The following is a 16,516-nucleotide window of genomic DNA, read 5'->3' as shown; positions in this document are numbered from 1 at the left end:
CCCCCCCCCCCCCCCCCCCCCCCCCCCCCCCCCCCCCCCCCCCCCCCCCCCCCCCCCCCCCCCCCCCCCCCCCCCCCCCCCCCCCCCCCCCCACGACCGGTCCAACAGGTGTGCGGAGCAGGTAAGTCGGGAAGGCCGCAGGCACGGCACCGGCGGCGATGGGGGCGGGAATGTCGATAGGAACGGAGTGGGACGGGCCCCAGGTACCCGTCTCGGTCGGCGAGGGACAGGCGGCGACCGCCGCGCTGGCCTCCGCGGTATACCGGGACAGCCCGATCGAGGAGATCAAGAAGGCCGACAACGAGTGGCACCAGTCGACCGTCAAGGCCGGCCGGATCAAGATGTTCCGCCCGAATCTGGGCGAGGCGTTCTCGCGGGCCCTGGTGGACCGGATGCTGTCCGCCGGCCGCAAACCGCTGATCCAGTCCTTCGGCACGGAACCGCAGTTCGTGGTGGAACACGCCCTGGCCGCCAACAACATCCGCCGGGAGCGGGACAATCGGCTGAGCCTCATCACCCTCGTCTGCGGGCTCGTCTTCCTGCCCGGTTTCCTCGTCTGGCTGCTCGTCTTCCTGCTGCGCTCCTTCGTCGCCCGGCGCGACGACAAGCGGGCCGGGACGCTGGCCACCACCCTCCTGCTGGGCGTCGGCCTGCTCGCCGCGCTGTTCCTGGTCAAGATGCCGTTCGGCGGCTTCTGGGCCTGGTACGCCCGCGCGTGTGTGATCGCCCCCGTGCTCGGCTGGTTCTGGGCCAAGCGCCTGTGCGAGCGCACCGCCCACGATCTGCGCGCCCGCTGGGACGGCCTGCTCTCCGGCACCAGCGTCGGCGCCAAGATCCCGGAGGCCGTGCCGCGCGGCCCCGGCCACACCGCCGCCGAGGAACTGCGCCAGTCCCTGGCCCGGCTGAGCGCCGAGCAGCAGTCCAACTCGGTCTTCTACGCCGGCCCCAAGGGCATACTCGGCATGGGCACCCGCTGGGGTGCCTGGCAGCTCGCGGAGGACCTGGTGCCCGCCGACGCCGGCCGGGAGATCCACCCCTTCCGCAGCTGGGACGTGATACGCGCGATCCACGACCAGCTGGCCCTCCTGGAGCGCGGCCCGCTGCACACGGGCGGCTTCCCCAAGCCGTCGGTACGGCACTGGATCGTCACGCCGATCGGTGAGAAGGCCACGGCGGTCTCCCGCCCCGAGGGCGCCGACGTCGAGGCGTTCCAGATCAAGCCGCACGCCATACAGGAGATCTGCAACAAGCAGCAGTTCGGCAGCGGCGACCGGCACTACCTGGGCGTGCAGTGGACCCTGTGGGACGGACAGCTGGTCATCACCATGCTGATCACCGTCACCGTGCTGCACCAGACCCTGCGCATCGAGGTCACCGGGCACGCGCTCGGTCCGGTGAACCCGCTGTTCACCAGCAAGCCGGAGGCCCCGACCAAGGAGGTCGCCAAGTCCCTCAAGCCCTGGGAGAACCGCACCATCAAGCTGCCGCTGGTCACCGCGGACGAGGTCGTGCGGCTCGCCGTCCGCGCCCCGCTGACCTGGTACCCGCCGCTGCTGAACTGGCTCGGCGGCTCCCTCGGCCTGCCCGAGCCGTTCGGTCTGCGGCACGCCTGGGCCGACCAGCCCTGGCGGCATCGTTTCATGGCCGACGACGCGTTGCGCGCGGCCACGCCGGTGCTGCGCGTGGTGCACTCGGCGGCGATCAAGGTGCTGGAGGAGAACGGCGTGAACACCGAGAAGTTCGGCGCCCGCTCGGCGTTCCTCAGCGGCAACGTCCAGGACCCGATGCCGAAGAAGGCCGATCTCTACGACGCGTGACCGGGTGCCCTCCACCGGAGGGCACCCGCCGCCCGGCTAGGCGGGCCAGGCCTCCGCCAGCATCTTCCGGGTGTCGGCCAGCAGCTGCGGCAGCACCTTCGTGTGCCCCACCACCGGCATGAAGTTCGTGTCCCCGCCCCAGCGCGGCACGATGTGCTGGTGCAGGTGCGCGGCGATGCCGGCGCCCGCGACCGTGCCCTGGTTCATCCCGATGTTGAAGCCGTGCGCGCCGGACGCGGTGCGCAGGGCGGTCATCGCCTGCTTGGTCAGCTCCGCCAGCTCGGCGGTCTCCGCCCCGGTCAGCTCGGTGTAGTCGGCGACGTGCCGGTAGGGCACGGTCATCAGGTGGCCGCCGTTGTACGGGTACAGGTTGAGGACGGCGTACACCTGCTCACCGCGCCGCACGATCAGCCCGTCCTCGTCCGACTTGGCCGGGATCGAGCAGAAGGGGCAGCCGTCGCCGGCTCCCGGACCGGTCGGCTTGTTCTCGCCCTGGATGTAGGCCATCCGGTGGGGCGTCCACAGACGCTGGAACGCGTCCTGCGTCCCCACTCCGATCTGCTGCTCCGGCTCACTCGTCATGCTAGGCAGCATATGGCGTCACCCCCGCCCACCGTGCCGCCGGGGCGGACTCCGGGGGCCGCGCGCGCGAGCGGGCCCCCGGGACGGTGGTCCCGGGGGCCCGAAGCGCGGACGGATCAGATCTGGGCGCGCTCCTCGACGACCTTCGCGATCTTCGCGATGGCCTCGTCGAACGGGATGCCGTTCTCCTGCGAGCCGTCGCGGTAGCGGAAGGACACCGAGCCGTTGGACATGTCCTCGTCGCCGGCGATGACCATGAACGGCACCTTCTGCTTCTGCGCGTTCCGGATCTTCTTCTGCATGCGGTCCGAGGAGGAGTCCACCTCGACGCGCAGGCCCTTCTTCCGGGCCGCGGCCGTGAACTTCTCCAGGTACTCCACGTGCGCGTCGCCGATCGGGATGCCGATCGCCTGCACCGGGGCCAGCCACGCCGGGAAGGCGCCCGCGTAGTGCTCCAGGAGGACGGCGAAGAACCGCTCGATGGAGCCGAACAGCGCACGGTGGATCATGACCGGGCGCTGCTTGGAGCCGTCCGGGCCGGTGTACTCCAGGTTGAACCGCTCGGGCAGGTTGAAGTCGAGCTGGAGGGTCGACATCTGCCAGGTCCGGCCGATGGCGTCGCGCGCCTGGACGGAGATCTTCGGGCCGTAGAAGGCGGCGCCGCCCGGGTCCGGAACGAGGGGCAGGCCCTGCTTCTCGGCGACCTGGCGCAGGGTCTCGGTCGCCTCCTCCCATGCCTCGTCGGTACCGACGAACTTCTCCGGGTCCTTGGTCGACAGCTCCAGGTAGAAGTCGGTCAGGCCGTAGTCCCGCAGCAGGCCGAGGATGAAGGTGAGCGTCCTGTCCAGTTCCCCGGCCATCTGCTCACGGGTGCAGTAGAGGTGCGCGTCGTCCTGCGTGAAGCCCCGCGCGCGGGTCAGGCCGTGCACGACGCCCGACTTCTCGTACCGGTACACGGTCCCGAACTCGAACAGGCGCAGCGGCAGCTCCCGGTACGACCGGCCGCGGGCGTCGAAGATCAGGTTGTGCATCGGGCAGTTCATGGGCTTGAGGTAGTAGTCCACGCCCTCGTCGAGCTGCATGGGCGGGTACATGCCCTCGGCGTACCAGTCCAGGTGCCCGGACGTCTCGAAGAGCTTCCCCTTCGTGGCGTGCGGGGTGTAGACGAACTCGTAGCCCTCTTCCTCGTGGCGGCGGCGCGAGTAGTCCTCCATCACGCGGCGGACGATGCCGCCCTTGGGGTGGAAGACGGCCAGGCCGGAGCCGATCTGCTCGGGGATCGAGAAGAGGTCCAGCTCGGTGCCGAGCTTGCGGTGGTCGCGCTTCTCGGCCTCGGCGAGGAAGTCCAGGTGCGCCTTCAGCTCGTCCTTGGACGGCCAGGCGGTGCCGTAGATGCGCTGGAGCATCGGGTTCTTCTCGCTGCCGCGCCAGTACGCGGCGGCGTTGCGCATCAGCTTGAACGCCGGGATGAGCCGGGTGGAGGGCAGGTGGGGACCGCGGCACAGGTCCTTCCAGCACAGCTCGCCGGTCTTGGCGTCCAGGTTGTCGTAGATCGTCAGCTCGCCGGCGCCGACCTCGACGTCCGCGCCGTCGTCGCTGGAGGCGGAGCCCTTGAGGCCGATCAGTTCCAGCTTGTACGGCTCGTCCGCCAGCTCCTCGCGGGCGGCCTCCTCGGTGACGACGCGGCGGGAGAACCTCTGGCCCCGCTTCTGGATCTCCTGCATCTTCTTCTCGACGGCCTTGAGATCCTCGGGCGTGAACGGCCGCTCGACGTCGAAGTCGTAGTAGAAGCCGTCCTTGACGGGCGGGCCGATGCCCAGCTTGGCTTCGGGGAAGATCTCCTGGACGGCCTGCGCCATGACGTGCGCGGTGGAGTGGCGCAGGATGTTCAGGCCGTCCTCGGACGAGATCTCGACGCCCTCGACCTCGTCGCCGTCGGACAGTGCGTAGGTGAGGTCCTTCAGCTCGCCGCCCACGCGTGCGGCGATGATCGAGCGCTCGCCCGCGAAGAGGTCGGCGGCCGTAGTGCCCGTCGTCACCACGCGTTCTTCCCGCTCGGAATCGCGTTGGATGATCACACGGACGTCTGACACCGGTCTCTCCTGACTGAAGGTGGGTGCGGCGCCATACCAGGAGCGCGCGCACTGGCGATCGTACCGACCCGACGGCGCCGACCGCGAAACGGTTACTCCTCGCACCAGTCCGATTACACGTACGCCGTGGCTCCCGGGGCGGGGCCGGCGCACGGGGGCCGGGCGGGATCCGGCCGCCGTGGCGTCCGGCGGCTCGGCCCCGCCGCCGCCCGCCGGATCCGTACGTCGCCCCGGCCCACGCCCTTCCCGTACCCAACTGGCGTATGCCCCGGCGGCGTTATCGCCGTGGAGTGCCAACGGCGTTGCCGCACTGCCCTGTTGGATTCCGGCGGGCGTACGGCGCAAACGGCCCGGGTATCACCAAACGGGCAGAAGACGGAACGTCAACTGTCACGGGTGAGCGAGGAGTCGGGATGACGAGCTGGTACGAGGGGCCGCTGGCCGCCTTCGACACGGAGACGACGGGCGTGGACGTGGAGACCGACCGGATCGTGTCGGCCGCCGTCGTCGTCCAGGACGCGCCGGGGACCCGGCCCCGGGTGTCGCGGTGGCTGGTGAATCCGGGGGTGCCGGTGCCGGAGGCGGCGACGGCGGTGCACGGGCTGACGGAGGAGCACCTCCAGCACAACGGGCGCTGGCCGGCGCCGGTGATGTACGAGATAGCGGAGCAGCTGGCGGAGCACGCGACGCTGGGGCGTCCGCTGGTGGTGATGAACGCGCCGTTCGACCTGACGATCCTGGACCGGGAGTTGCGCCGGCACCGGGCGTCGTCGCTGGGGCGCTGGTGCGACTCGGTGCCGCTGAAGGTGCTGGACCCCCGGGTGCTGGACCGGCAGCTGGACCGGTACCGCAAGGGCCGCCGCACGCTGGCCGACCTGTGCGCGCACTACGGCGTGCCGTTGCAGGGCGCGCATGACGCGGCGGCGGACGCGCTGGCCGCGCTGGAGGTCGTACGGGCGCTGGGGCGGCGTTTCGCGACCCGGCTGGAGCGGTTGTCCCCCGCCGAGCTGCACGCGCTCCAGGTGGAGTGGCACGCGGCGCAGGCGCGCGGGTTGCAGGCGTGGTTCGCGCGCAGCGGTTCCGAGGAGACGGTGTGCACGCAGTGGCCGCTGCGGCCGGAGCTGCCGGCGGCTGCGTGAGGCGGCGCCGCGCACGGGGCGGCATGAAGAAGGCCGGTCCGCTGCGGCGGACCGGCCTTTCCCGGTGGGCGATACTGGGTTCGAACCAGTGACCTCTTCGGTGTGAACGAAGCGCTCTCCCACTGAGCTAATCGCCCGGGAACGCACTGAACAATACAGGTCCGGGCGCCCTTCGTTCAAACCGTCTCCAGCCGGCGCAGCAGTCCGCGCCGTCCGGCCCGCATCATCAGGCGGTGATTGAGGCGGAACAGCGGCCGACCGGGCAGCGCGAGCCGCCTGAGCAGCGGCCTTTCCACGTGGACCGCCTGGTCGTAGCGGGCCAGGGTGCCGGGGCCGCCGGGGGTGATCGTCCAGCGGGCCCAGCCGTGGAGGTCTCCGGAGAGGGCCGCCTCCAGGACGCCTGCGGCCGGGTCGCGGCGGGTCTGCCGCACGGTGGAGGTGAGGGCGAGGGGCAGCGCGGACCGGATGACGATCACGCCGCTCCGGTCGGTCAGTCGGGTCACCGACCGCACCTGGGGCCACCAGCGGGGGTAGTCCTCGACCTTCTCCAGCGCGGCGTAGACGGCGGCCGGCGGGGCGGACAGGGGCCACAGGCTGCGGAAGCGGTAGTGGTGGAGGTCCATGGGCCGAGTGTGCCCGGAAGTGGCGCGCTCATCCGAGTACCCGTACTCATGCGCCGCGCCGTGGGCCGGGGCACGCTCGGGGGGGGCGGGCGCCGCCGCCCGTGCCGCGGCGCTCCGCTCTCCCGTTGCCGTCAGGCCGGCATGCGGTCGCCGAGCAGGGCGAGGTTCTCGATGGCGGCGAGACCGTAGAGGGCGGTGTCGTTGGTGGACACCCAGGCCGCCTCGCCGCCTTCGACGAGGGTGGCCGGTCCGGTCAGCCTCTCGATCTTCCAGGGGGAGGACTCGGTGTAGCCGTCGGAGGCGTAGAACTTGGCCCAGGCCCGCTTGGCGAGGGCCGCGTCCCCGGTCTGTACGGCGGCGTAGGCGTCGAGGCGCGAGTGCCCCTGGAAGAGCAGCAGGCTGCCGAAGTTCGTGCCGTAGCGGGCGGCCTGTTCGGCCTTGGTGGCGTTGAAGTAGCGGCAGTAGTCCAGGTAGGCCTCCTTGAACTTCGGCATGTCGACGAGGTGGATGAGTTCGGCGCACAGTTCGTTGAGCCCGAAGGCGGCCGAGAGGTGGGAGACGGAGACGGCCGGGCGGTCGGCGACGGCGAACCTGCCGGTGTCGAGGTCGTACAGCCCGCTGCCCTGGACGAAGCCGTTGGGCTGGGCGGCGATGCCCTCCATCGTGGACAGCACGCGCGCCCTGGCCTTCTCCCACTTGGGTCCCCTGCGCTCCCACTCGGTGAGCCAGGCCGACACCAGGCCGCTCCAGTCGGTGCCGAAGCCGATGGACAGGGCGTGCCGGTCGGGGGTGTAGGGGTCGGTGCGGACCTTGCGCTGGGGGTCGAGGACGAGGAAGGTCTCGTCGGAGTCGACGTTGGCGTGCATGAGGTCGCCGACGCGTTCGTCGGCGGTGAGGAAGTAGTAGAAGCGGCGGTAGGTGGTGTTGGCGATGCGCTGCTGTTTGGCGCTGTCGGCGTAGTGCTGGACGCCGTGCCGGGTGCCGAGGCCGGCCCAGGTGCCGAGGTGGTAGACGTCGACCTCGCCGGTGTGCCGGGTCATGGCCTCGGCGAAGCGGAAGATGTCGGAGCGGCCGCTCCTGAGGTAGGCGTACCAGAGCCACAGGTCGGGCGAGAGTTCGGAGTTGTCCCAGGCGTAGCCGCCGATGTCGTAGCGCCACACGTGCTGGGCGGAGTCGTAGGTGTGCATGATGTCGCCGTAGTCCCAGAAGCCGTACCAGCGGCGCGTCTCCACCTGGTCCTTGTAGTAGGCGAAGAGGAAGTCGAGGTGGTCCTCGATCTTCGCCTTGGCCGGGGTGGAGCGGTCGGGCTCGGAGTACAGGCCGGGGCCGAAGACCTTGGCCTCGATGAGCCGGCCGGGCGGGGCGGCGAGCTGGGGCAGGACGCGTACGGCCCGGGCCTGCCGGGCGAGGGTGTCGGCGGCGGGGGTGGTGTCGTTGGCCCAGAACAGGAGTTCGCTGGTGCGGGCGATGCCGTAGGGGGTGCCGAAGCCGCCTTCGTAGTCCTCGTAGGTGATGTTGAGGCCCTCCAGCTGTTCGGCATAGGTGTCCTGGTCCATGCCGTCGTGGTAGAAGCGCAGGTCCATGGGCTGGGCCTCGGGCGACCAGAGCCAGAGGGTGACGGTGGCCTGGTCGGTGTGGGCGTCGCGGATGTCGAGCTGGGCGGGGAACTTCTCCCAGAAGTCGCGCAGGCCGAAGGAGAGGCCGCCGCTCGCGCCGCCGACGTAGCCGAATCCGGAGGCGCGCCGGCCGCCGCCGGCGGTGATCCAGCCGTGTCCCTTCTTGGTGCGCTTGCGGACGGTGAAGCCGTCGGCGGAGAGCTGGGCGAGGGTGTAGTCGCCCCAGTGCGGGACGTACTGCAGGCGGGTGGTCACCCGCTGGTCCCAGGTGGCCGGGTCGGGCAGCTTCCTGCCCTCGTACTGGGCGGCCTGCACGGCGGCGCCGGGGTCGCGGCGCAGTCCGGTGACGCCCTGGACGGCCTCGCGCAGCAGGCCGGTGCCCTCGCCGCCGACGCGGATGTGCCGGTCGTGGGCCGCGTCGCGCATCGGCACGGTGAAGCGGACGCCTAGGCCGCGGATGAAGTCGCCGCTCGCCCTGCCGGGCTCCTGGACGCCGTCGAAGGTGAGCGTGTGCACCATGCGGAAGGAGTCGGAGCCGGCGTAGAAGTACAGGCGGAGGGAGAACGGCAGCCATTCCCGGTCGCCCTTGCGGTGCTTGCCGTCGATGCGGACGACGGCCCGGACCGGTCCGTCCTGTTCGACGGTGACCCCGGAGACGGCGCCGTCGAAGCGTTCGGTCTTCACCGTGCCCTGGTCCTCGTCCTCGATCTCGGGCTGGCGCAGCAGGACGAGCCGGCCGTTCCGGGCGATCTCGGTGGAGCCGCGGGTGACGGACTTGATCAGCGTGGAACCGTTCTTGCCGATCCTCGCGGTGATGACGCCGGTGGAGACGTCGACGGTGCCGCCGCTCCGGTCGACGGTGACCTTCTTCGCGGGTGCGGCCGGGGTGCCGGTGGCCAGCGTGAGCTTGCCGGTGCCGGTACCGACGGCGTGGGCGGTCCACTTCAGGGAGCCGTCGGGCCAGTAGGCGAGCGGCCAGCTCTGGACGGGTACGTCCCGGCCGTCGGCGTCCGTGACCGCGAAGGACTGGTCCTCCCGGTGGGCGCCCATCGGCCAGGGCACGCCGACCGTGGTCCCGGGTGCGGCGCCGAGACCGCCGTCCTCCAGCCAGTCCAGGGTCACCGGGTCGGCGCCGTCGGGCGCGGGGGCGGGCGCGGCGGCGGCGTCCTGGGCGCCCAGGGCCCGGCTGAACTGGGCGGCCGCTCCGGCGACGGCGGCGGCCTTGAGGAGGGACCTGCGGGGGATGGGGGACATGGCCGTTCCTTCCGTGGGCAATGCGGTCAGGGACATGACAGATGTGGGTACGGCGTCCAGGGCGCCGGTCCCGGAGCGGGGGGCCGCGGGTCCGGCGGCGCCCGGGCCGCGAAGACCGCTCGTCCCGCGGAGCCGGAGTCCGGGCGCCGGTGGCTTACGGGACCTCGGTCTTCGGTGACCCGCAGGTTCCGGTGGTTCCGGGGGCCGGGCCGTTGCCGGGTTTCCGGTGGGGCCTCGGTCTTCGGTGACCGCCGGTTCCGGTGGCGTTCCGGGAGCCGGGCCGTTGCCGGGTTTCCGGTGGCGCCGCGCTCGACGGGCCGCCGACTCCGGGCGCGTCCGGCACCGGGCGGGCGTCGCGGGTCGCCGCGGCGGCCGGCCCCGGCGGGCCGGTGTCAGCGGCGGCGGCAGCGTTCCTCGACGGCGACGGCCGCCGCGGCCACGACCCCCAGCACGGGGACCGCCAGCGGAGCGATGAGCAGGGCGGAACAGCAGGTCAGCACGGCTCCGCCGACCAGCAGGAACGAGCCCGCCGGGTCCCGTACGGTACGGCGCCCGGCATCGGCGAGCAGGACCCGCCAGCGCTCCCCCGGCGTCCACACCGCCGCCGCCCGCAGCCCCGCCACCGCGAGCCCGAGCAGCGCGAGCAGCGCGAGCAGTCCGACGGCACCGACCGGCGGACCTCCGGGCAGTCCGGCGTGCGCGGCCCGCACGTCCAGCCAGGCGATCGCCGCGGCGGCCCAGCCGGCGGCGCCGACGATCCAGCCCCCGCGCAGCGCGGAGCGGAAGTCGGCGGCGAACTCCCGCCGGCCACCGCCCTGGTGGGCCGTGCGCCGGCGCAGATGCCGGGCGCCGGCGGCGAACGCGGCCGGGTAGGTGACCACGCCGAGGCAGCCCACCGCGATCCACACGCCGGTCAGCAGCGACTCGGCGAAGACGCCGTACCGCTCCGCGAACCCGGACTCCCGGCGCGGTCTCACCCGTGCAGAGGACATGGCTCAGCCCTTCAGTCCGGAGGTCGCCATGCCGTCGATCAGATAGCGCTGGAAGGCGAGGAAGAACAGCAGCACCGGCAGCAGCGCGACCAGCGACATGGCGATCATGCCGCCGTAGTTGGCGGCCACGCCGTCGGAGTCGCGGAACATCATCAGACCCAGGGAGACGGTGTACTTGCCGGGCTCGTTGAGGTAGATCAGCGGGCCCATGAAGTCGTTCCAGGCGTTGATGAAGGTGAAGATCGCGCTGGTGATGAGCGCGGGCCGGCACAGCGGCAGCACGATCGACCAGTAGGTGCGCAGGTGTCCGCAGCCGTCCAGGCGGGCGGCCTCGTCCAGTTCCCGGGGCAGGTTCCGCATGAACTGCACCATGAGGAAGACGAAGAATGCCTCGGTGGCGAGGTACTTGCCGATCAGCAGCGGGACGTAGGTGTTGACCAGCTCCAGCTTCTGGAACAGCACGTACTGCGGGATCAGCAGCACGTGGTACGGCAGCAGCAGCGTGCCGATCATGAGGGAGAACAGCAGGTTGCGGCCGGCGAACCTGATGCGCGCGAAGGCGTACGCGGTCAGCGAGCAGGAGATCAGGACGCCGACGACCGCGCCGCCCGCGTAGAGCAGGGAGTTCTGGAAGAACGTCCAGATCCTGATGTCCGCTATGCCGTCGGCGAGGCCCTTGAAGTTGGACAGGACGGGGTGGGACGGGAACGGCGTGAGGCTGTTGACGATGTCCTTGCCGGGCTTGAACGAGGCGCCGAGCACCCAGACGACCGGGTAGAGGATGACGGCCAGGACGAGCAGGGCGCCGAGGTGCCAGGCGAGGGAGCCGGCCCGCCGGCGGCCCGGGCCCGGGGTGCGGACGGCGGCCCCGCTCACCGGGGCCTTGGTGGTGGTCGCGCTCATCGGGCGTCCTCCTCGTAGTGCACCCACCTCTTCTGGGACCAGAAGAGGCCGGCCGTCACCAGCGCCACGGCGAGCAGCAGCATCCAGGCCATGGCGGAGGCGAAGCCCATCTGGGCGTTCTTGAAGCCCTGCTGGTAGAGGTAGCAGGTGTAGACGAGCGTCGCGTCGGCCGGTCCGCAGGCGGTGTTGGAGACGACGTAGGCCGAGCCGAAGATCTGGAAGGAGTGGATGGTCTCCAGCAGCACGTTGAAGAACAGGACCGGGGAGATCATCGGCAGGGTGATGTTCCAGAACCTGCGCAGGGGCCCGGCGCCGTCCATCTCGGCCGCCTCGTACAGCTCCTTGGGGACCTGCTTGAGCCCGGCCAGGAAGATGACCATCGGCGCCCCGAACTGCCAGACGGTCAGCGCGACCAGGCAGTACAGCACCCAGTCCGCGTTGCCGACCCAGCCGCCGACGTGGAAGCCGAGGAAGCTCTGCGTACGGTCCACGACGGCGCCGTCGGAGAACAGCGAGCGCCAGACGAAGCCGACCGAGACGCTCGCGCCGATGAGCGAGGGGGCGTAGAAGGCGGCCCGGTAGAAGGCCTGGCCCCGGCGGCTCTGCGCGAGGAGCAGGGCGACGCCGAGGGCGAGCAGCAGCTTGAGCGGGGTGCCGATGACGACGTACTTGGCCGTCACCTCCACCGACTTCTGCCAGCGCGGGTCCTCGAACATCCTGGTGAAGTTGCCGAGACCGACCCACTTGGGGCTGGTGAAGAGGTTGTAGTCGGTGAACGCGAAGTAGAGCGAGGCGATCATCGGGCCCGCGGTCAGCAGCAGGAAGCCGGCGATCCAGGGGGACATGAACAGGTAGCCGGCGAGGTTCTCCCGCCGCCGGCCCGGCCGCCCGGTCCTCGCGGTGGCGGCCGGGCGCGCGCCGCGGGTCGCGGGCACGGAGTCCTTGACGAGCGTCACGGCGTTTCCCATCAGGCCTGGAAGGCGGCTTGGGCCTCGGTGAAGAACTGCTTCACCGCGTCGGATGCCTTGGTCCTGCCCTGCCCGAGGTCACCGCCGAGGCGCAGGAAGGCGGCCTCGACGGTGTCGGCACCGGACGGGTGCGGGGTGATCGTGCCGAGGACGCCGGCCTTGGCGGTGTCCTCCTCGTACCGCGCGATCTCCTTGTCGGTCGCGTCGGCGGGCCGGTAGGCCGCGTACTGCTCGGTGCTCGCGAGGATGCCGCGGTCGTAACCCATGATCCTGCCGACCCGGGAGTCGTGGACCATGAAGTCGATGAACTGCGCGACCTCCTTGGGGTGCGAGGTGCGGGCGGAGCCGCTGAGCATCAGGGAGGCGAGGTACTGGCCGGTGTGCCTGCCGTCCGTGGTGGGGATGGGCGCGAGGCCGTACTCGCTGTCGCCCTCCGCCGAGTAGCGGACGGTGAAGTTGTCCCAGGTGAACTCGGAGGCGCCGTGACCCGCGGAGAGGGAGGACTTGGGCTTGTCCTGCTGGACGACCTTCGGGTCGGTGACGAGGCCGGCCCTGACCCGGTTCAGGCCGTCGGTCCACCACTCCGTCAGGTCGGCCTCGTCGAAGCCGAGTCCGTCGCCGGTGAAGAAGGCCTTGCCGTTCTGGCGGAGGTAGAGGTCGTACAGGTACATGATGGTGAAGTAGCCGGTGTCCCCCGGGACCTTCGTCTTGTCGTGGACGGTCTTCAGGGCCTTGAAGTACTCGTCCCAGGTCCAGCCCGGCCGCGGCTCGACGCCCGCCTTCCGGAAGAGCCTCTTGTCGACGACGAGCGACATGGTGTTGGAACCGACCGGAATTCCGAGCTGCTTGCCGTCGACCTCGCCGACCTTCGTGACACCCGCGCGAAAGTGATCCAGGCTCAGATGGCCGGCCTCCACCTGAGGCCTGAGATCGAGAAGAATTCCGCGCTTGTCGTACTTCCTGAGAAAAGTGACGGCGCTTTGGAAAACGTCCGGGGGGTTTCCGCCGGCGGCCTGGGTCTGGAACTTCTCCCAGAACGATTCATACGTCTGGAAGTCGGTTTTTACCTTGATCTTCGGGTATTTCTGCTCGAAGAGGGCGATCGACTGGTTGATCTTCTTGGCCCGCTCCTCGGCACCCCACCAGGAGTAACGGATGGTCACCGCGCCGTTCCCGGAGCCGCTTCCGCCACCGCAGCCGGTGGTCGCGGCCAGCCCGAGCGTGGCCGCCGACGCCCCGGCCGCCTTCAGGATCGTACGCCTGTCAAGATTCCTGGTTCCCACAGTCGGGCCCTCCCCGCAGCACCTTCGCCACGCGCATGAATCGTTTCAAGTAAGCGCTTGCTGGCACAAGGTACGAAGGGGTCCGAGGTGCGTCAATGACCCGGGCGGGATTTTCTTGCGGGCGGTGGACGCGGCGTACCCGCGCCGTCGCCCTCTCCCCCGGGCGGGAACCGACCGGCCCGCCGGCCGTTCCCACTGGTGGGGGAAGCGTGGCCGACGGGCCGAACGGACCGGACGGGAAATCAACGGGGAATCAGACGGGCAGGGAGGCCAGCCAGTCGAGCAGGATCCGGTTCGTCTCCCGCGGACGCTCCTGCTGCACGAAGTGCCCGCAACCGTCCAGGATGTGCGAACCGAGCAGACCGGGCAGCGTCTCGGGGTACGCCTCGACCGCGCCGGCCAGCCAGGCGAGGGAGGCGTCCCGCTCGCCCCCGACGAACAGCGAGGGCCGCGTGATCGGCGCCCCCGCGTAAGCGGCCAGGTCGGCCCAGTCCCGGTCCATGTTCCGGTACCGGTTCAGCGCCCCGGTCATCCCCGTCCGCTCGAACTCTCCGGCGTAGACGTCGAGGTCCCGCTCCCCCAGCCAGGAGGGCAGCACGCCGGTGGGGAAACGTTCGCGCAGGGTGCCGCCGGCCCCGACGAAGTGCGGGTCGGGAGCGCCGGGGGCGGGCATGGTGTCGGCGGACAGCGCCGCGTAGAAACCGGCGAGCCAGCCGCGCACGTCGGGTTCCATCTCGGCTTCGGCCCGGCCCGGGCGCTGGAAGTAGGAGACGTAGAACTCCGGCGGGCTGTGGGGGCCCGGCCTCGCCTCGCCGGGTCCCCCGGTGCCGGGCTCGTCACCGTCGGCGGCTCCGCCCATCCGGGCGAAGACCTCGCTGGGGCGGGGACCGCCCGGTGGGGTGTACGGCACTCCGAGCAGACCCACGGCCCGGAACACATCCGGCCTGGTCAACGTGGACATGGCGGCGATCGTCGCGCCCCAGTCGTGTCCGACGAGCACGGCGGAGCGCTCGCCCAGCCCCTCCACCACGGCGACGTTGTCCGCCACCAGGTCGAGCATCCGGTACGCCTCCACGGCCTTTGGCCTGGAGGAGCGGCCGTACCCCCGGACGTCGATCGCCACCGCGCGGTAACCGGCCGCGGCGAGCGCCGGCAGCTGGTGCCGCCAGGCGTACCACGACTCCGGGAAACCGTGCAGCAGCAGCACCAAGGGGCCACTGCCCTGCTCGACCAGATGGATACGGCCCGCCGGGGAGGGGAGGAGGCGGTGCGTGGGGGCGGCGGTGGAGGGGGCGGACGCGGTCGCGGGGCTGGCGGCGGGTTGCATGGGGCCTCCTGGGTCTCCTGTGGCTTGCGAGAGCTGGGGGTGGTGTCCGAGCGGTGTCCCTGGGGTGGGGCGCGGGGGTCGGGGTGCCGTGCGGCGGGGGACGTGAGCGGGTTGCCGCCGGCGGCCTTGTGGGGGCCGGTGAGCGGGATACTGCCGGGCGGACGGTGCGGACCGATGAGGCGTCTGTCGGGCTGGGCGGGGCCTGCCGCCCGGGAGCTCGTCATGATGATCCGGTGCGTGGCCGGGCCACGACGAGGGTTGTTGCCGTTTCGGCAAAACGGGCGCTGGGACCTGCGGAGGTGCCGGCGAGGGCCGCCGTTGCACGCCGGTACGGCGAGCCGGATGCCGGGCGGACCGGGGCGCCCGGCGGGGTCCCGGCCCGGGCGGGTTCACGCTCACGCCCCGAGCCGGATGCCGGAGCGAGTGGTGACGCCGGATGGACGGCGACGCCGGACCGCCGGTGAGGCCGGACGGGCGGCGGTGCCGAATGGGCGGGGGCGTCGGATGACCGCCGGTGACGGCGGATGGGCGGTGGCGTCGGACCGCCGGTGACGCCGGTCCGAGCCGGTGAATGCCCGCGCCCGGGAGCCGGTCCCCGGCCCGAGCCGTGAACACCCCCGCGCCGCGTCGGACACTGAACACGGTGGGCTCGCTCTCAGGGCACCGGCCGGCGAGACCGGGAGAACGGCCAGGGGCCTGAGGCCGGCTCCGGAGAGGGGGTCGGGGCACGGCGGGCACGCGCCGCGCGGCCGGCAGGGCGCGGACGGCGAGTGCCGCGGCGACGGTGGCGGTCGCGGCGAGGGCGGTGGTGAGGGCGCCGCTGCCCTCCGGAGAGGGTCCGACGTTCGACGAGGGCCGGGTAGTCGCGCCGTCGCCCGGGCGTACACCGGTCCGACGCGGCCTGCGGCCGGGCCGGGAGCCTCGGCCGGGGCGAGCGCCCGTGTCCGGTGTCCGTCTCGGTGTGCGGGTGTGCACGGCTCGGTCCGGCGTGCGGCGGCCTGTCGCGGCGGCTGGGACGGTCTCGCCTCAGGGCCCACCCCACCACGTCCGCCTCACGGGCCCCTGAAGGCCTTCCCGGCCCGCCCCGCCACCGAGGGGCCGGGTCCCGGCCGGCGGGGCCGCACACCGCCCCCAAGGGACGACAGGGGCCTGTCGGCGCAGGAGGCACCGCTCGCCCAGGGCCTGGAACACGCTCGGGATACGCCGACGGCCCACCTGCATGTCACAGGCGGGCCGTCGGTCCGGGTGGGCGATACTGGGTTCGAACCAGTGACCTCTTCGGTGTGAACGAAGCGCTCTCCCACTGAGCTAATCGCCCGGGCGCAGGAAGAACATTACCGCATGTCAGGGGGTGCTTCCGACCGGGGCCGGGCGGCGGACGCGACCGGCCCCCGCGGCCGCCTCACTGATCCTTGATCTTCCAGGGCATGACGAGGCCGAACTTCCAGAGGTAGATCCCGGCGAGCACGCCGATGACGACCAGGCCGATCACGGTGAGGGTGATGTTGCGGCGGCGCACCTTGGGGTCGAGGGCCCGTTGGGCCGCCTCGGTGACCTTGCGTTTGGTCCAGCGCAGCACGAGCTGGGCCCAGACGAACTCGGTCGCCCAGATGGCCATGCCACCGAAGATCACCACCCAGCCGGGGCCGGGCAGGGGCAGCATGATGATCCCCGCGACGACCACCGCGAGGCCGACCACGAAGACCCCGACCTGCCAGCTCAGGTGCAGGAGTCTGCGTTCCTTGACGAATTCCGGCGCCCGTGAGCCGAGCCCGCGGTCGGCTTCCTCACCGGCCTCGGACCGGCCCGCCTTCGCCTTGTCTGCCGTCACGACGACCTCACCCGGCTCGTCACTCCCCGTATTCATACAGACAAACCCTACCCGAGTGAATCCAGTCACCGGAATGGCGGTCGATCCG

General features: G+C 71.5%; 12 protein-coding genes and 2 tRNA genes. 2 read left to right on the top strand and 12 right to left on the bottom strand.

Annotated features, from left to right (window positions below; genetic code table 11):
- Positions 1 to 170 precede the first annotated feature (170 nt).
- On the top strand, positions 171 to 1,817 hold the full coding sequence (locus ACZ63H_RS14125) for a hypothetical protein (RefSeq protein ID WP_469864661.1): 1,647 nt from the start codon (positions 171 to 173) through the stop codon (positions 1,815 to 1,817).
- Between the two features lie 36 nt (positions 1,818 to 1,853).
- Here ACZ63H_RS14125 and ACZ63H_RS14120 read toward each other — a convergent pair whose 3' ends face one another.
- Positions 1,854 to 2,411, bottom strand: coding sequence for an HIT family protein (locus tag ACZ63H_RS14120; RefSeq protein WP_469864659.1), 558 nt, complete (start codon positions 2,409 to 2,411; stop codon positions 1,854 to 1,856).
- A 104-nt stretch (positions 2,412 to 2,515) separates the two neighbouring features.
- The gene (thrS, locus tag ACZ63H_RS14115; RefSeq protein ID WP_469864657.1) at positions 2,516 to 4,492 is read right to left on the bottom strand and encodes a threonine--tRNA ligase; all 1,977 of its coding nucleotides are present in this window, start codon (positions 4,490 to 4,492) and stop codon (positions 2,516 to 2,518) included.
- Positions 4,493 to 4,905: 413 nt separating this feature from the next.
- On the opposite strand from thrS, the gene ACZ63H_RS14110 reads away from it, so the two are divergent.
- Entirely contained in the window at positions 4,906 to 5,631 is a 726-nt protein-coding gene (locus ACZ63H_RS14110) for an exonuclease domain-containing protein (RefSeq protein WP_469864655.1), read from the top strand.
- A 65-nt stretch (positions 5,632 to 5,696) separates the two neighbouring features.
- On the opposite strand, the gene ACZ63H_RS14105 is transcribed toward ACZ63H_RS14110, so the two are convergent.
- The 10 genes from ACZ63H_RS14105 to ACZ63H_RS14060 form a co-directional block, all read right to left on the bottom strand.
- Positions 5,697 to 5,768, bottom strand: a tRNA-Val gene (locus ACZ63H_RS14105).
- A gap of 39 nt (positions 5,769 to 5,807) precedes the next feature.
- Positions 5,808 to 6,254 (bottom strand): SRPBCC family protein, encoded by a 447-nt coding sequence (locus ACZ63H_RS14100; protein WP_469864653.1) that lies wholly within the window; start codon positions 6,252 to 6,254, stop codon positions 5,808 to 5,810.
- 131 nt (positions 6,255 to 6,385) lie between these two features.
- The gene (locus ACZ63H_RS14095) at positions 6,386 to 9,124 is read right to left on the bottom strand and encodes an exo-rhamnogalacturonan lyase family protein (RefSeq protein ID WP_469864651.1); all 2,739 of its coding nucleotides are present in this window, start codon (positions 9,122 to 9,124) and stop codon (positions 6,386 to 6,388) included.
- A 392-nt stretch (positions 9,125 to 9,516) separates the two neighbouring features.
- On the bottom strand, positions 9,517 to 10,116 hold the full coding sequence (locus tag ACZ63H_RS14090) for a hypothetical protein (RefSeq protein WP_469864649.1): 600 nt from the start codon (positions 10,114 to 10,116) through the stop codon (positions 9,517 to 9,519).
- Positions 10,117 to 10,119: 3 nt separating this feature from the next.
- Positions 10,120 to 11,019: a carbohydrate ABC transporter permease gene (locus tag ACZ63H_RS14085; protein WP_469864647.1), complete on the bottom strand. Its 900-nt coding sequence runs from the start codon at positions 11,017 to 11,019 to the stop codon at positions 10,120 to 10,122.
- Positions 11,016 to 11,975, bottom strand: coding sequence for a carbohydrate ABC transporter permease (locus tag ACZ63H_RS14080; RefSeq protein WP_469864645.1), 960 nt, complete (start codon positions 11,973 to 11,975; stop codon positions 11,016 to 11,018). Before ACZ63H_RS14080 ends, ACZ63H_RS14085 begins: the two co-directional genes overlap by 4 nt.
- Positions 11,976 to 11,986: 11 nt before the next feature.
- Positions 11,987 to 13,270: an ABC transporter substrate-binding protein gene (locus ACZ63H_RS14075; RefSeq protein WP_469864643.1), complete on the bottom strand. Its 1,284-nt coding sequence runs from the start codon at positions 13,268 to 13,270 to the stop codon at positions 11,987 to 11,989.
- 253 nt (positions 13,271 to 13,523) lie between these two features.
- Positions 13,524 to 14,597 carry an alpha/beta fold hydrolase gene (locus ACZ63H_RS14070; protein ID WP_469864641.1) on the bottom strand — a complete coding sequence of 358 codons (1,074 nt, stop codon included), beginning with the start codon at positions 14,595 to 14,597 and terminating at the stop codon, positions 13,524 to 13,526.
- 1,246 nt (positions 14,598 to 15,843) lie between these two features.
- Positions 15,844 to 15,915: transfer RNA gene (locus tag ACZ63H_RS14065), tRNA-Val, on the bottom strand.
- Positions 15,916 to 15,999: 84 nt separating this feature from the next.
- Positions 16,000 to 16,464 (bottom strand): TIGR02611 family protein, encoded by a 465-nt coding sequence (locus tag ACZ63H_RS14060; RefSeq protein WP_469864640.1) that lies wholly within the window; start codon positions 16,462 to 16,464, stop codon positions 16,000 to 16,002.
- Between the last annotated feature and the right edge of the window lie 52 nt (positions 16,465 to 16,516).

Source organism: Streptomyces sp. NPDC104831, assembly GCF_055583025.1.
Note: the sequence above shows the minus strand (reverse complement) of the source record. Positions and strands in the feature narration are given on the sequence as shown.

Coding starts and splice junctions, on each gene's coding strand:
- ACZ63H_RS14095 (WP_469864651.1), bottom strand. CDS start 9,124: ATGTCCCCCATCCCCCGCAGGTCCCTCCTCAAGGCCGCCGCCGTCGCC.
- ACZ63H_RS14070 (WP_469864641.1), bottom strand. CDS start 14,597: ATGCAACCCGCCGCCAGCCCCGCGACCGCGTCCGCCCCCTCCACCGCC.
- ACZ63H_RS14085 (WP_469864647.1), bottom strand. CDS start 11,019: ATGAGCGCGACCACCACCAAGGCCCCGGTGAGCGGGGCCGCCGTCCGC.
- ACZ63H_RS14100 (WP_469864653.1), bottom strand. CDS start 6,254: ATGGACCTCCACCACTACCGCTTCCGCAGCCTGTGGCCCCTGTCCGCC.
- ACZ63H_RS14090 (WP_469864649.1), bottom strand. CDS start 10,116: ATGTCCTCTGCACGGGTGAGACCGCGCCGGGAGTCCGGGTTCGCGGAG.
- ACZ63H_RS14060 (WP_469864640.1), bottom strand. CDS start 16,464: ATGAATACGGGGAGTGACGAGCCGGGTGAGGTCGTCGTGACGGCAGAC.
- ACZ63H_RS14110 (WP_469864655.1), top strand. CDS start 4,906: ATGACGAGCTGGTACGAGGGGCCGCTGGCCGCCTTCGACACGGAGACG.
- ACZ63H_RS14120 (WP_469864659.1), bottom strand. CDS start 2,411: ATGCTGCCTAGCATGACGAGTGAGCCGGAGCAGCAGATCGGAGTGGGG.
- ACZ63H_RS14125 (WP_469864661.1), top strand. CDS start 171: ATGTCGATAGGAACGGAGTGGGACGGGCCCCAGGTACCCGTCTCGGTC.